This window comes from Streptomyces sp. NPDC127084 (assembly GCF_042724175.1).
Lineage (GTDB): Bacteria > Actinomycetota > Actinomycetes > Streptomycetales > Streptomycetaceae > Streptomyces.
The window spans coordinates 1-14570 of the sequence record NZ_JBHXFA010000070.1 but is presented as its reverse complement, the minus strand read 5'-3'; the positions used below and the strand labels follow the sequence as shown (position 1 = coordinate 14570).

Genomic DNA, 14570 nt, shown 5'->3' with positions numbered 1-14570 from the left:
GAGCCCGGGCCGCCCTCAGGGGTGGCCCGGGCTCGCTGCGTTCTCAGGTGCGTTCGTCCGCTCCGGTGTGTCCTTCCCACGCAGGGCCTGGCGTACCGCCCAGAGCACCGACACCAGGGGGACGGCCACGATCGCGCCGATCACCCCCGCGGCGATGGCCCCGCCGACGACGGTGAGCGCCACCACCACCGGGTGCAGCCGGACGGCCCAGCTCATCACGATCGGGTGCAGCACATGCCCCTCGATCTGCCCGATGACCACGATCAGCCCGACGACGACGGCCGCGATGACCGGGCCGTTGGCCGCCAGGGCCACCACCGCCGCCACGGCGAGCGCGATGGGGGAGCCGATCAGTGGAATGAAGGCGGCGAAGAACTCAAGCAGCGCCAGGGGTACGGCGAGCGGCACTCCGATGAGGGAGAGCGCCACCCCCACGAGTACCGCGTTGGTCGCCGCCACCAGCACGATGCCGTGGGTGTATCCGGTGAAGGTTCGCCATGCGGCATGGCCCGCCAGTGCCACCCGGTCCTGGACGGACAGCGGTAGCTGGGCGCAGAACCAGGCCCACTGCCGGTCGCCCGAGTGCAGGAAGAACACCGCGCAGAACAGCCCGAGTGCCAGCGTCGTCAGTACCTCCACCAGTCGTCCGGCTCCGCTGAGGGCCGTGCTGGCGAGCATGGAGCGGTGTTGGGACAGAAGTCGCTTGATGCGCGACTGGACGTCCGTGAGCGCCTCCGGGTCCAGTCCGATCGGCGACCGCTCCAGCCAGTGCCGGATCCTGCCGATCCCGTCACCGAGCTCCCGCTGAAGGGAGTCCCACTCCCTGGCGACCGTCTCGCCGACCAGCGCCAGGATGCCGAATACGACGATCACGCTGCCGATCAGCGTGAGGGCGACGGCGAGCGGCCGGGGCAGCACCCTGGCCAGCAGATCGGTCGCCGGCCGCAGCACCGCCGTGCCGACCAGCCCGAGGAAGACGGCCACGGCGAGCTCGTGGAAGCGCCCGAGCGCCGAGAAGACCGCGTAGACCACGACGCCGACGGCCAGTAGCCGCCAGCAGTAGGCGGCGGCGGTGCGCAGGGCGGGGGTGACCGGGGGCTCGCCGCCCGGGGCGGGGCGCGCCGGGCGTACGGGACGGCGTGCCGTGTGCGGCGGCCGGTGCCGTCCGCTGCCCTGCCGCGTGGCGGATCGCCTCGGCATCTGCCGTCACCACCTCCTGGTACGCCCCGACTCGTACCACGTCGGTGGGGGAGCCCAACGCCTCCGGTCCGACATTCCCCCCGATGGCACCCCCCGGTGCGCCCGTACTGGTGTGCCCGTGCATGGATTCGCACGGACGTTCGAAACTTGGTCTATGGTGGAGGCGAGGGGGAGGTGAGAGCGGATTGAGCCAGGAGGTGCGGATGCCCGGTTTCACGCATCTGCACACAGCGTCCGGGTTCTCCACGCGGTACGGGGCCTCGCACCCGGAGCTGCTGGCCGCACGCGCCGCCGAGCGGGGTATGGACGCGCTGGCCCTGACCGACCGGGACACCCTCGCGGGAGCCGTCCGGTTCGCCAAGGCCTGCGCCAAGGCGGGAGTGCGCCCGTTGTTCGGCACCGAGCTCGCCGTACGGGACGGTGGGAACGCCGTACGACGGGACGGGGAGAGCGGGAAGCGCGGAGAGGCGGACGGCCGGGCCGCCCGCCGGCGCACCCCGGTGCGTGGCGGTGCCTTCATCGATGAGTCGACTCCCCGGGTCGTCTTCCTCGCCCGCGCCGGTGCGGCCGGCTGGGCGGAGCTCTGCCGGCTGGTCACCGCCGCCCATGCCACCGCCGCCGATGGTCTGCCCGCCCTCGAACGGGACGCCTTGGGGGAGTCCGCGGACGGGGTCACCGTGCTGCTCGGTCCCGGTTCCGAGGTCGGCGCGGCGCTCGCCGCCGGCCGCCCCGACCGGGCCGCCCGGTTGCTCGTCCCCTGGCGGGAGCGCTACGGGGACACTCTGCGGCTCGAAGCCGTACACCACGGGGTCACGGGTACCGGCCCGGGCTCGCTGCGGCTCGCCGCCCGTACCGCCGGCTTCGCGGCCGAGCAGGGAGTCCGGGTCGTGCTGAGCAACGCCGTACGGTACGCCGACCCGGGCCAGGGTCCGGTCGCGGACGTCCTGGACGCGGCCCGCAGGCTCGTCCCGGTCGATCCGTCCAGAGGCCTGGACAGCGGGGAACGATGGCTCAAGGGGCCGGACGGGATGTACCGCGCGGCCGAGCGGATCGCCGAGGCGGCCGGATGGCGGCGGGACGCGGCACACCGGCTGCTCACCGCCACGGAGGAGACCGCCGCCGAGTGCCTGGTGGACCCCGAGGACGATCTGGGCATGGGGTACGCCTACTACCCGGAGCCGCATCTCGTCGGTGCCGAGCGGCGCACGGCGCAGCGGGTGCTCGCCTCCCGGGCCGCGGCGGGGATGGTGCTGCGCGGATACGACCGGGGCCCCGAAGCCCGTACCTACTGGGAGCGCATGCACTCCGAACTGGACGTCATCGCCGCCCACGGCAATGCCACCTATTTCCTGACGGTCGCCCAAGTGGTCGATGACGTAAGGAAGATGGGTATCAGAGTGGCAGCGCGCGGCTCCGGGGCCGGCTCTCTGGTGAACCATCTGCTCGGCATCGCCCAAGCCGATCCGGTCGAGCAGCACCTGCTGATGGAGCGCTTCCTGTCCAAGCGCCGGTTCGTACTGCCCGACATCGACATCGACGTCGAGTCCGCGCGCCGTCTGGAGGTCTACCGTGCGATCATCGACCGCTTCGGCGCGGAGCGGGTCGCCGCCGTCGCCATGCCCGAGACCTACCGGGTGCGGCACGCGATCCGGGATGTGGGTGCCGCACTGAGCATGGACCCGGCCGAGATCGACCGGCTCGCCAAGGCGTTCCCGCATATCCGCGCCCGTGATGCCCGCGCCGCGCTGGCGGAACTGCCCGAACTACGCGAGGTGGCCCGGGAATACCGGCCGGACGGCGGCAGGCACGGCAGACTCTGGGAGCTTGTCGAAGGGCTGGACGCGCTGCCGCGCGGAGTGGCCATGCATCCGTGCGGGGTGCTGATCTCGGACGCCTCGCTGCTCAGCCGTACGCCCGTGGTGCCGACCAGCGGCCTGGTCCCGCACGGCTCGCAGGCTCCGCAAGGTCCACGGGGACCGAAGGAACCACGGGGCCTCCCGGGTGGGCCGGGGGGCGGCACCCCCTTTCCCATGTCGCAGTTCGACAAGGACGACGTCGAGGACCTCGGGCTGCTCAAGCTCGATGTGCTGGGCGTACGGATGCAGTCGGCGATGGCCCATGCCGTGGCCGAGGTCGAACGGGCGACCGGGCACCGGATCGACCTGGACGACCCCGCGCAGGTGGTACCGGACGATCCGGCGACCTACCGGCTGATCCGTTCCGCCGAGACGCTGGGCTGCTTCCAGATCGAGTCCCCAGGCCAGCGCGACCTCATCGGCAGACTGCAGCCCGCGGACTTCCACGACCTGGTGGTCGACATCTCGCTGTTCCGGCCGGGGCCGGTCGCCGCCGACATGGTGCGGCCGTTCATCGAGGCCAGGCACGGGCGCGCGCCGGTCCGCTATCCGCACCCGGACCTGGCGGGGCCGCTCGGGGAGACCTACGGGGTCGTCGTGTTCCACGAGCAGATCATCGAGATGGTGGACATCCTGACGGGATGCGGGCGGGACGAGGCCGACCGGGTGCGCAGGGGGCTCTCCGATCCCGAGTCGCAGGGGCGGATCAGGGTGTGGTTCGCGCGGGAGGCGGAACGCAGGGGATATACGGCCGAAGTGACCGCGCGGGCCTGGGAGATCATCGAGGCGTTCGGTTCCTACGGGTTCTGCAAGGCGCACGCGGTGGCCTTCGCCGTGCCCACGTATCAGTCGGCGTGGCTCAAGGCCCACCATCCGGCGGCCTTCTACGCGGGGCTGCTCACCCATGACCCCGGGATGTATCCCAAGCGGCTGCTGCTGGCGGACGCCCGGCGGCGCGGGGTGCCGGTGCTGCCGCTGGATGTGAACCGGTCCGCGGCCACTCATCGCATCGAACTGGTGTCCGATGGCAGTGGTGGTGGTGACGGCGGGGTGTGGGGTCTGCGGCTGGCGCTCGCCGATGTGCACGGAATCAGCGAGGCGGAGGCCGCCCGGATCGAGGCAGGCCAGCCGTACGCGTCCCTGCTGGACTTCTGGGAGCGCGCACATCCCGGGCGGCCCGTGGCGGAACGGCTCGCGCAGGTGGGCGCGCTCGACGCGTTCGGTGCCAACCGCCGCGACCTGCTGCTGCATCTCGCCGAACTCCACCGTACGCAGCGGGGATCGGCATCCCACGGCCGCAGTGGTCAGCTTCCGCTGGGCGGCGGTCGCGGGACCGCGTCCGTCGGGCTGCCCGATCTCGACGAAGCCGAGCGGCTCAGCGCCGAGTTGAACGTACTCGGCATGGACGCGTCCCGGCATCTGATGGCGGACCACCGTGCTTTCCTCGCCGAGCTCGGTGTGACCCCCGCGAAGCGCCTGCGGGACGCCGAGCACGGTGCCACCGTGCTGGTCGCGGGGGCCAAGGCGGCCACCCAGACCCCGCCGATCCGCTCCGGCCGCCGGGTCATCTTCACCACCCTGGACGACGGCACGGGCCTGGTCGACCTCGCCTTCTTCGACGACAGCCACGAAGCCTGCGCTCACACCGTGTTCCATTCCTGGCTGCTGCTGGTGCGCGGAGTGGTCCAGCGCCGCGGCCCGCGCAGCCTGAGCGTGGTCGGCTCAGCGGCCTGGAACCTCGCGGACCTGATCGAGACGCGCCGTGAAGGGGGACTCGACGCGGTGGCGCGGCGGCTGGCCGCGAGCGGTCCGTCCACCGGCACTCCAGCCCCCGGCCGCAGCATCCGTATGTCCACCGGATACGAGATGAACGCCTGGGCCGACCTCCGCCCGGCCGGTGACAGCGCCGCCGCCCCCAGGAAGTTGTGGCACCAGAGCCCGGGGAGCGCGGGATGACGGCCCAATCATCGATCCTGTGCCTGCGGTTCCGCGTGGCAGGCGGCGACCGTCACCCGGACGAGGCCGCCTATGCCGGGCTGCTCGCGCTGCTCGGCGCGTTCACCCCTACCGTCGAGGCCCTGCCGCCGGACGGGGCTCTCGCCGATGTGCGGGGCGCGCTGCGGTACTTCGACCGGGACGCGACCGGACTGGCCGCGATGATACGGGTACGGGCGCTTGCCCTCTACGGGGCGGACTGCGTCATCGGGGCCGGCCCCAACCCGTTGCTGGCCCGGATGGCGGCACGCGAGGCCGGCCCCGGCAGGACCCTCGCCGTGGACGGCGCGGCGGAGTTCCTCACCGGACGCCCGGTCGCCGCACTGCACGGGGTCGGCCTGGCGACAGCCCGCACCCTGTGCGGATACGGACTCGACACCGTCGACCGGGTCGCCGCCGCGCCCCTGGCCGTACTCCAGCGCATCCTCGGCGCTCGCACCGGGCGGGAGGTGTACGAGAAGGCCCATGGCATCGACCGCACCTCGGTCGTCCCCCATGCCGCGGCCCGCTCCGTCGGCGCCGAACGCGCCTTCCCGCGTGATGAGTTGGACCCGGCCGGACACCGACGCGCCCTGGTCTCGCTGAGTGAGGAGCTCGGTGCCCGGATGCGTGCGGAAAGCCAGGTCTGCCGGTCCCTGAGTCTCACCGTGCGCTACGCCGACCGCACCACGACCACCAAGTCCCGTGTGTTGTACGAGCCGACCGCCCACTCGGCGTCCCTCACCGGCACCGCGTACGGACTGCTCGACGCCCTCGGCCTGCAGCGCGCCCGCGTCCGTGGCGTAGCCCTGCGCGCCGAGGGGCTGTTCCCGGCCGAGCGGGCGGCGCACCAGCTCACCTTCGACCCCGCCGACGAGAAGGCCCGCCGTATCGAGGCGGCAGCGGACCGCGTCCGCGCCAGGTTCGGCCCCCGGGCGGTCATCCCGGGCTCGCTCGCAGCGTGAGCGACGCGTCCCCGGTGGTTCGCTAAAGCCGCAGCACCATCACCAGGCGGTCGTCTCCGGGGCCGAAGTAGTCCCGGTGGCGTTCGACCTTGTCGAAACCCAGTGACTCGTATAGTTCGATGGCGGCGGCGTTGGCCGGCTCCACGGTCAGCCAGACCTCGCCCACCTCGTGCGCGCGTAATCGTTCCAGCGCCTCCGCCATCAGCCGGCGGCCGAACCCCCGGCCCCGCGAGCGGCGGTCGATTGCCAGTCCCAGGATCCAACTGCGGGACCTGTCGAGCGTCGTGCCCATCAGCACGTATCCGAGCAGTTCCCCACCGTCGTCGACCACCAGCAACTGGTCCCCGTAGACGTCGTAGAACTGGCGCAACACGAAGAAGGGATAGGCGTGTTCGGCGAAGACGTCCTGATCGAGCCGGGCCAGCGGGCTGAGGTCCTCTTCGGTGACCGGTCTCACCTGCGGTGGCCGGCCCCGGGGGGCACAGGACACCGCGGCGGCGCGCGACAGAGAACGATCTCCGGGCAGAGGAGTCATGCCACTCCCTCACGAAGGGGTCAAAGGCGCTATGTATCACCCATACGGGTGATACAGGCCGGGTGACCCGGTGCCGTGCCCGCCGGACCGCGGGCGGAGGTGGTCGGATCAAGCATTGCCCGCCTCAGCAGGACCTTCAAGGTGGGAACGGGCCTTCGACGGCCACACGCACCGACGCGCCCCCCGTGCTTCGGAAGTCTTGCGTAGTGCGGGACCTGACGGTGTTTTTCCATTACCATTGAAAGATGGTTCTGAAACCGACTGACCGTCCGGAGATCCGCGAGTCCGGGAAGCCGGAGCTCAACGACGAGGCCAACTGGAACTCGTTCGACTCCGACGCATATGTTGATCATAACTATCGCGAGCTGCGCCCTGATGACGAGCAGATCATTCGCATCGTCCGTGATTACTTCTGCGATCACTTCGAGCGGAACCCGGGGCGTCCTGATTCGGGCATTGACGTCGGCTCCGGTGCCAATCTCTATCCCGCTCTCACCCTGCTCCCCTGGTGCACCGGGATGACCCTGTTCGAGCGGGCGGAGACCAACGTCCAGTGGCTGGAGCGCCAGATCCCGCGTTACGACACCAACTGGGACGCCTTCTGGGACGTGCTGTCCGAGCGGAAGCCCTACGCGGCCATCGAGGACCCCCGACCGGCGCTGCGCCTGGCCGCCCACGTCAAGCAGGGCAACCTCTTCCACCTGCCCGAGCGGCGCTGGGGTGTCGGGACGATGTTCTTCGTGGCCGAGTCGATGTCCACCTCGCTGGAGGAGTTCCAGGAGGGCGTACGGCGATTCGCCGAGTGCCTGACTCCCGGTGCCCCCTATGCCGCCGCCTTCATGGAGGGCTCGCAGGGGTACTCGGTGGGCGACGAGTTCTTCCCCGCGTGCAGTGTCGACGCGAATGACGTACAGGACAGCCTGGCGCCGTTTACGGAAGGCGAGGTTCAGGTTTCCTCCATCGGAATTCCAGGGGATCCGCTCCGGGTCGGTTATGAAGGAATGATCGTGGCCTGCGGAAAGCGCAATTCCGCATAGCGCCGCATGGCCACCTTGATAGCCACTGCACGGTTTTGAGCCACACGGGCGATTAATTCACTTCACGCTGCCGGGCGTCAGTACGAGGGGTATGGGGGATGCAGATCAAGCCGCGCCAGCAACTGCTGGACATCTGGCGGGCCATTGCGCGCCACTCGTTCCAGGACGGTGAATGGGACTGGGGTGAATGGGGCGGGCGCAGCAGCGTCGCGGACGCCGAGCGCCTGCTCTGCCTCATGTATCCCGCCACCGAGATCCCGGCGTTCCGCCTGGATGATCCGGACACAACGGACCGTGACGTACAGGACGCGCTCAAGGACGTCGGCGGCCGGCTGGAGATCCCCGGAAAGCTCCTGACCGCGCTCGCCGAATTCATGCGCAATCACACGTCGGGCGACAAGCAGCCCAGTTTCGCGGGCGGCCACTACTACGTGTCCGGTGACGCGGAGCGTGAACTCACCAAAGAACAAAGGGAGTTGGGAGTCGTCGACTCCTTCTCCATGTCGATCACGCTGTCCCTCGCGACACTCGGCTTTCTCAAGGTCTATCTCGGCAAGCCCCGGCGCGCCGAAGTGCGGGCCCTCGCCGAGGAACTCAGATCGGCAACCGAGGCACGGCTCACCGCCGCGATGGTCAGCCTGCTCCGCTCCTTCACCATCAACGTCTTCGACGCCGACGCCCCACAGGGCCGCACGCTGTGCCGGCTCATCGGCCAGGACCAGGTCTCGGACCGGATCGTCGTCCAGCAGTTCCAGCGCCGCTTCAAGCCCCTGCGCGCGGTCCTGCGCGACCAGTTCGTGCTGGGTGTCGACATCGCCGACGGCCTCAGCGACGAGAACCAGCTCTTCGAGTGCGGCTGGGCCTGGGGCCTGGTGCAGGACGCGCCCACCGTGGAGACCAGCGAACCGATCGGGCCGCAGCCGTCGGGCATCGCCAAGCCCGTCCCGTACCTCTACTTCACCGTGGTCGCCCTCGACGGCATCCAGGACCTCTTCTCCGAGCGCACCCTCACCCTCGGTCTGCTCAACCCCGAACAGCAGCGGCTCGCCGAGGCCCTGAGACTGCGCTGGGAGATCACCCAGCAGTACTGGTCGGGCATCGCCCGCTTCGGGGACGGCGTCTGGCCCCTCGAGGACATCCCCTGGCGCACCACAGGGCAGCGGCTGGAATCGGAGTACTTCTCGCTCTGTGTGGCCGCCATCGTCGTCTACGACCTGGTCCGCAGGCGTGCCACGGACGACGACCTCACCCGCACCGTCGCGATCATGGAACGCCTCGCCGAGCGAGGGCGTGTCACCAGCCGGATGACCCAGCGGGACCGGGCGATCACACTCCACAACCCCGGTATCGAGCTGCCCCTGCAAGGCAGTGAGGCCCTCGGGCCGCCCATGCAGTGGAACATGACCGACTTCTCCGCACAGTTGCTCAAGCGCACCATCCAGCTGTGCGCGCTGTCCCGCAACGTGTCCTCGCACGACCGGCTGCTACGGCTGGGGGAGCGCATCTTCGAGCATGTGTGGCAGCGCCGGCTGCGGGTCGGGGAAGGCGCCGGCCTCTGGGACAACGTCCGTTCCGTCTACCCCGACGCACCGGAGCGCATCGGCCCGCTCTCCTGGAGCATCACCGAGCGCGTCACCGAGTGCATGGTCGCCGCGCGCCAGCTCTACACCCAGTCGCCGATCCGCAGCGCCGACCTCTCCGTACTCGCCGGTGATCTGCTCAGTGAAGCCACCCACCTCCTCGGCAGCGAACAGCTGGAACCGACCTCGGTCGCCGAGGGCTCCCGGGGTATCACTCTGAAGGGCATCGAGGTCAAACTGCGGCGGGCCCGCGAGATCATCGAAGAACAGCCGGGCACGGCCTATGCGTTGACCATCGAGGTGCTCAACCAGCTGGACACCCTCGCGCTGGCCAGGCACACCGCTTCCAGGGGAGCGTGAACGGTGCTCGTCTTCGCGGCCTCCGACAAGGGAGGCACCGGCCGCTCCGTCACCAGTGCCAATCTCGCCTACCGGCGCGCCATCGCCGGGGACAACGTCTGCTACCTCGACTTCGACTTCGGATCACCCACCGCCGCGGCGGTCTTCGACGTGCCCAGCGCCCTGCGCGGAATCGAGCACGGCGGCCTCCACTCCTACCTGAAGGGCAAGATCCCCGAGCCGGTCCGGATCGATGTATGGGCCGAGACCGAGCATGACGTGCTGCGCCACCGGCCCACCGGTTCCGGCGATCTGACCCTGCTGCCCGGCGATCTCAGCGGCGGGGAGTTCGCCGTCACCAAGGACGTGCTGCGCCGCTGTATCGATATCTTCCTCGCCCTGAACAGCGAATACGACCTGGTCGTGGTGGACCTCAGCGCCGGGCGCAGCTACGCCGTGGACATGGTCCTGGACGCCACCTCCCAGATGCGCAAGGTCAAGGCGCGATGGCTGGTCTACCACCGCTGGACCAGGCAGCATGTCATCGCCGCCGCCGGTCTTGTCTTCGGCCAGCGCGGGATCGTCTCCGGAGGAGTGGCCCGCGGGCATGACGAAGAGCAACTGCGCGGCGCCATCCGCTTCGTACGGGCTGCGGTTCCCGACCCCGAGTCGCCGCTGTGGTCCCAGGTGCCACCCGCCCAGTCCGCCTGGATGCGCATGTGCGACCAGGACCTCAACGAACTCGCCGGGGATCTCGACATCGGCTTCACCAAGGTGCTGGGCTCGATCCCGCTGGAGCCCGTGCTCCAGTGGCGCGAGCAGCTGATCACCGACGAGGACGTGCTGGCCAGCCGGATCGCCAACATGGAGACCTGGCAGGCCCTGGAGGAACTCGCCGCCAAGCTCACCGACGAAGAGTCCTGGGGGCAGCAGTGAGCGATGCCGTCTTCCGCGAGACCACCGCGGAGCCCCGCACCCAGTCCGTACCGCTGTCCCATGTCTCCCTGGAGCTGGGCCACCTGTACATGGAGGACTTCGAAGCGGGCCCCGAGCGGCTGAGTGCGCACTTCGCGCAGGTACGGCCCTGGGCCGACGCCGTACGAGGTATGGCGGCCGGAAACGGCAAGCGGGCCCGGGTGAGCACCTGCTTCCTCATCGACGACTACTTCACCCGCTTCTCCACCCCGGCGGAGCTCGTTCCCGTACTGCTGACCGAGGCCGAACGCCATGGGCTGACCATCGACTACCTGGCCCGCGAGTCAGGCTGCGCGGTGGCCGACGGCATCGGCATCGCCGAGGTAGTGGAGCACCGGCTGGTCGAGTCTCCCCCGCCCGGCAGTGACGGATCCCGCCCTCCGGTCAGGGAGATAGGGTGGCTCGCCAACGGCGAACGCACACCCGGTGTGGAATCCCTGGAAGCCATGGCCAACGTGCCATCGTGGCGCCCGCCCAGTGAGACCGCGGCCCGCCGCCACTCGGTCTTCATGGACGTGGAGCTCTGGGACGACCTCGACCAGCGCCGCACCTGGTCCTGCCCCTTTCTCGCCGCCGTCTGGCAGCTGACCAGGATGGGGCTGCTGCGCTACCGGGGCGAACCGGTGCTGCGCCCCAAGGCGTGGCCCGGCAAGGACTTCCCGTACAGCTGGGACGACCTGCCCCCGCTGATCCAGCTCAACGCGACCGCAGCGCCCTTCTGCGCCTACCGCACCTACTCCGTCCTGCCGTCCCGCTTCCTGCCCGTGGAGCACGCCGTGCGGGTCATCCTGGGGCAGGTCGAAGTCGATCCGGTCGCGTTCAGCCAGATCGCCGAGCGCTCCGCCCGCGAGGGGGTCTCGGTGCCCGACGGTGTAGCCGACCGGGCCGGATACGTCTTCTACCCGGGTCCCTGACATGGGCGTACCTGAGGAGGAGCCCAGGGAGCCCGTGCTGGTCTGCGGCGAGATCCGCACCGGTCTGCTCAGGACCCACCAGTCGCTGCCTGCGGCCGGCGCTCTGGAACTGCTGCGGCTGCGTGCCGACGAGCGGGTACGGGTCTCCGAGCGCCCCAACCTGCACGCGGTGTCCCCCGACGTCCTCACCGGAGTGGACTGCCGCCTGGCCACGGCATCCGGCGCCAAGGTGCGCGTGGTCGGCACGGTCGCCGCGCACGCCGTGCTCACCGAGGGCCGGGTGCTCCAGACCACCGCGTACTACCGTGCCCCGGCCAAAGGCCCCGAGCAGCGGCAGCCCTGGGATCACTACCTGGTCAGGCCCGGGGTGATCGAGCCACTGGGGCGGCTCCCCGCACGGGACGCGGCCGAGGCGTTTCTGACGGGCCAGCAGCGCCCTGGTGAGCTCGACCTCGGCACGATCGCGGAACAGCTGCTGGGGAACGTCATGCGCCACCCCCTGCTCGACCAGTCGCCTCCCTTCAAGTCCGGCCGGACCAGGCTGCGCTGGACCGCGCTGCCATCCGGCGCTCCTGGACAGGCCCCGGCGATCCAGCGCTTCACCCTGGCCACGGACGGGCTGCGGACCGTGGAACTGCGAGTGCCCAAGGACACCGAGCCGGCCGCGATCGCGGGGCTCTGCGAGGACCTCGCCCTGCACGACTGGCTGCTCACGACCCTTGTCAGGATGGTCGAGCGCAGCCGGCTCGGGTCGGTGGACGGGCACGGCGCCGTGATGGCGCTGCGGCCTGCCGTCGATCATCTGCTCCATCTGTGGATGCCCAAAGCACGTGTGGACAGGGCCCTGGGCCCGCTCTGGGAGGTACTCGAAAGGGAGCCGGGATTCACCCGGCAGTGGCAAACGCTGGTCCAGCGCATCAGGGACCAGTTGGCTCTGCAAGCTATTCCGTTGCTGCGCGAGGCCCTGACGGCACGCTGAGACATCGGCACGCCGCGGGAGTGTGGGCACGCGCGACCCGAACCGGGGGAGTAGACCGAAGTGAACGCATCGACGACAGCGCGCGGAACGTCGGACTCCTTAGGGCGCCCGCAGGGCGGCGGTATACCGCCGTTCCTGCTGAAGACCCTGATCACCGTGGTGATCGGCGGATTCACCTACGCCCTGACGAACGCCACGGACCAGCCCGAGGTGTGGAAGCTGACGGCTTCCATCTTCCTCGGCGGGGCCGCCATGATCATTCAGTACATGATCGACTTCGAGCGGCGGCTGGGTGCCGTCGAGTCCGGTCTGACCGTCCACAACGCCGAGATGAAGGAGCTGGTCGCCGAGGGATTCGCCAAGATCAACCAGGCGACGGAGCTCTTCGGACTGGTCGAGGGGTCCGCACTGCGTACCGACGGTGTGAACCGGCTGGTGCGCAACGCGACATCGGTGAGCTCCGAAGGGCCCGCGATCATCCGGGCCTTCGCACAGGCCGAGATCAACCGGCTCGCCACCCTGATGGCCAACCTCAACCAGAAGCACACCGACTACGACGGTGAGGACCACGACTGGATCGTCACACTGACCCAGTGTGCGAGCGGCAGTATCGACGCCACGAGCACCTCGGTGGACCATGACTTCTGGCCCAGTGAGCTGGGGCAGCGCTATCTCAGAGAGCAGCGTGACGCCATCCGCAGCCGCGGGGTGCGCATCCGGCGCCTGTTCATCGTGAACACCCCTGACCAGATCGATCGCGCGCTCGAACAACTGGTGGCTCGCCAGAGGAGTCTGGGTATCGACGTACGCGTACTGGCGCTGTCCCAGCTACCGCCGGAGGCCGGGATCGACACGACGAACGACTTCATCGTGTTCGACGAGTCGCTGTCCTATGAAGTCGAGCCCGATCTGCGGGGGATGAACTCCAAGACCACCGTGGACCTGCGGGAGGAACGGGTGGCGCGGCGCGTCAAGCGCTTCGCGGAGCTCTGGGAGGCGGGGGGCAGGGACCCCGAGGAGTAGTACCCGTACCGGCTCCGTACCGGCTCAGGGTCGTTGACGACCCCATCGAACGACCACCGGGAGTGCTGCCCGGTGGTCGTTCGTGTATGCCCTATCAGAGAGCGCTTTGACGAGGCGAGAGTTTTTACTGACCCGTAACTTCCCAGTTCTGGTTACTCGTGCGTACGTTGTCTGGAGTACAGCTCTCACTTGTGGTCCGGGCCGCAGGGAAATCCCCACATCCCCAGTCATCGCCATTTCCCTTGAGCCGCAAGGAGATCGCTCGATGCTGTCCTGGAGACGCGCCCTCAGACCCCTCGCCGCCCTCGTGCTGGCCGCCGCCGTCGGCTTCACCCCCGCAGCCACCGCGACCGCCGCCCCCACCGAGACTGCCGCCCCCACCGCCGCTGCCCCCTCCAGTGGCTGGAACGACTACTCCTGCAAGCCCTCGTCCGCCCACCCCCGCCCGGTCGTCCTCGTCCACGGCACCTTCGGAAACTCCTGGGACAACTGGCTCGCCCTCGCGCCGTACCTCGTGCACCGCGGCTACTGCGTCTTCTCGCTCGACTACGGTCAGCTGCCCGGCGTCCCCCTCTTCAACGGCCTCGGCCCCATCGACAAGTCCGCTGAGCAGCTCGACACGTACGTCGACCGGGTGCTCGCCGCGACCGGCGCCGACGAGGTCGACATCGTCGGGCATTCCCAGGGCGGCATGATGCCGCGCTACTACCTCAAGTTCCTCGGCGGAGTCGACAAGGTGAACGCGCTCGTCGGCATAGCCCCCAGCAACCACGGCACCACACTGAGCGGGCTGGCCGGTCTGCTCAAGTACTTCCCGGCGGCCGCCGATCTGCTGAACGCGGCCACTCCCGCGCTTGCCGACCAGATCGCCGGATCCGCCTTCCTCACCAAGCTCAACGAGGGTGGAGACACGGTCCCGGGTGTGCAATACACCGTCATCGCCACCAAGTACGACGAGGTGGTCACGCCCTACCGTTCGGCCTTCCTGAGCGGTCCCGGCGTCAAGAACGTCACCCTCCAGGACCTGTGCTCGATCGACCTCTCGGAGCACGTGGCGATCGGTCTGTGGGACCGGGTGGCCTACCACGAGGTGACCAACGCGCTCGACCCCGCGCACGCCACCCGCACCACCTGCGCGTCGGTGTTCGACTGAACGACGGCCGGTGCCGGTACCCGTTGCCGGGTACCGGCAC

At 69.6% G+C, this 14570-nt stretch carries 11 protein-coding genes; 9 read left to right on the top strand and 2 right to left on the bottom strand.

The genetic code is table 11. The annotated features are described in order from the left end of the window. Nucleotides 1-15: 15 nt before the first annotated feature. Entirely contained in the window at nt 16-1200 is a 1185-nt protein-coding gene (locus ACFWI9_RS17960) for an AI-2E family transporter (protein WP_387163040.1), read from the bottom strand. A 203-nt stretch (nt 1201-1403) separates the two neighbouring features. On the opposite strand from ACFWI9_RS17960, the gene ACFWI9_RS17955 reads away from it, so the two are divergent. Together ACFWI9_RS17955 and ACFWI9_RS17950 are read left to right on the top strand one after the other, a co-directional pair. Beyond that, entirely contained in the window at nt 1404-5012 is a 3609-nt protein-coding gene (locus ACFWI9_RS17955) for a DNA polymerase III subunit alpha (RefSeq protein WP_387163039.1), read from the top strand. Beyond that, the gene (locus tag ACFWI9_RS17950; RefSeq protein ID WP_387163037.1) at nt 5009-5995 is read left to right on the top strand and encodes a hypothetical protein; all 987 of its coding nucleotides are present in this window, start codon (nt 5009-5011) and stop codon (nt 5993-5995) included. The genes ACFWI9_RS17955 and ACFWI9_RS17950 overlap by 4 nt, the downstream gene beginning before the upstream one ends. Before the next feature lie 22 nt (nt 5996-6017). Here the strand turns inward: ACFWI9_RS17950 and ACFWI9_RS17945 are convergent, their stop codons facing one another. Further along, nucleotides 6018-6452: a GNAT family N-acetyltransferase gene (locus ACFWI9_RS17945; protein WP_387163035.1), complete on the bottom strand. Its 435-nt coding sequence runs from the start codon at nt 6450-6452 to the stop codon at nt 6018-6020. Between the two features lie 323 nt (nt 6453-6775). On the opposite strand from ACFWI9_RS17945, the gene ACFWI9_RS17940 reads away from it, so the two are divergent. From ACFWI9_RS17940 to ACFWI9_RS17910, 7 genes are all read left to right on the top strand, one after another. Then, on the top strand, nt 6776-7567 hold the full coding sequence (locus ACFWI9_RS17940; RefSeq protein ID WP_387163033.1) for an SCO2525 family SAM-dependent methyltransferase: 792 nt from the start codon (nt 6776-6778) through the stop codon (nt 7565-7567). Between the two features lie 98 nt (nt 7568-7665). After that, nucleotides 7666-9507 carry an SCO2524 family protein gene (locus ACFWI9_RS17935; protein ID WP_387163031.1) on the top strand — a complete coding sequence of 614 codons (1842 nt, stop codon included), beginning with the start codon at nt 7666-7668 and terminating at the stop codon, nt 9505-9507. Nucleotides 9508-9510: 3 nt separating this feature from the next. Then, nucleotides 9511-10422 carry an SCO2523 family variant P-loop protein gene (locus ACFWI9_RS17930; protein WP_387163030.1) on the top strand — a complete coding sequence of 304 codons (912 nt, stop codon included), beginning with the start codon at nt 9511-9513 and terminating at the stop codon, nt 10420-10422. Beyond that, nucleotides 10419-11375, top strand: coding sequence for an SCO2522 family protein (locus ACFWI9_RS17925; protein ID WP_387163028.1), 957 nt, complete (start codon nt 10419-10421; stop codon nt 11373-11375). The genes ACFWI9_RS17930 and ACFWI9_RS17925 overlap by 4 nt, the downstream gene beginning before the upstream one ends. A gap of 1 nt (nt 11376) precedes the next feature. Continuing rightward, entirely contained in the window at nt 11377-12354 is a 978-nt protein-coding gene (locus tag ACFWI9_RS17920) for an SCO2521 family protein (RefSeq protein ID WP_387163026.1), read from the top strand. A gap of 60 nt (nt 12355-12414) precedes the next feature. Beyond that, a complete protein-coding gene (locus ACFWI9_RS17915; protein WP_387163025.1) occupies nt 12415-13377 on the top strand; it encodes a DUF6879 family protein in 963 nt (320 codons plus the stop codon). A 265-nt stretch (nt 13378-13642) separates the two neighbouring features. Continuing rightward, complete coding sequence (locus ACFWI9_RS17910; RefSeq protein ID WP_387163023.1) at nt 13643-14530, top strand: esterase/lipase family protein; 888 nt, start codon at nt 13643-13645, stop codon at nt 14528-14530. Nucleotides 14531-14570: the final 40 nt, after the last annotated feature.

Excerpts from the sequence above, each read along its gene's own strand:
- ACFWI9_RS17960 (WP_387163040.1), bottom strand. The coding sequence starts at position 1,200 with ATGCCGAGGCGATCCGCCACGCGGCAGGGCAGCGGACGGCACCGGCCG.
- ACFWI9_RS17955 (WP_387163039.1), top strand. The coding sequence starts at position 1,404 with ATGCCCGGTTTCACGCATCTGCACACAGCGTCCGGGTTCTCCACGCGG.
- ACFWI9_RS17950 (WP_387163037.1), top strand. The coding sequence starts at position 5,009 with ATGACGGCCCAATCATCGATCCTGTGCCTGCGGTTCCGCGTGGCAGGC.
- ACFWI9_RS17940 (WP_387163033.1), top strand. The coding sequence starts at position 6,776 with ATGGTTCTGAAACCGACTGACCGTCCGGAGATCCGCGAGTCCGGGAAG.
- ACFWI9_RS17935 (WP_387163031.1), top strand. The coding sequence starts at position 7,666 with ATGCAGATCAAGCCGCGCCAGCAACTGCTGGACATCTGGCGGGCCATT.
- ACFWI9_RS17920 (WP_387163026.1), top strand. The coding sequence starts at position 11,377 with ATGGGCGTACCTGAGGAGGAGCCCAGGGAGCCCGTGCTGGTCTGCGGC.
- ACFWI9_RS17910 (WP_387163023.1), top strand. The coding sequence starts at position 13,643 with ATGCTGTCCTGGAGACGCGCCCTCAGACCCCTCGCCGCCCTCGTGCTG.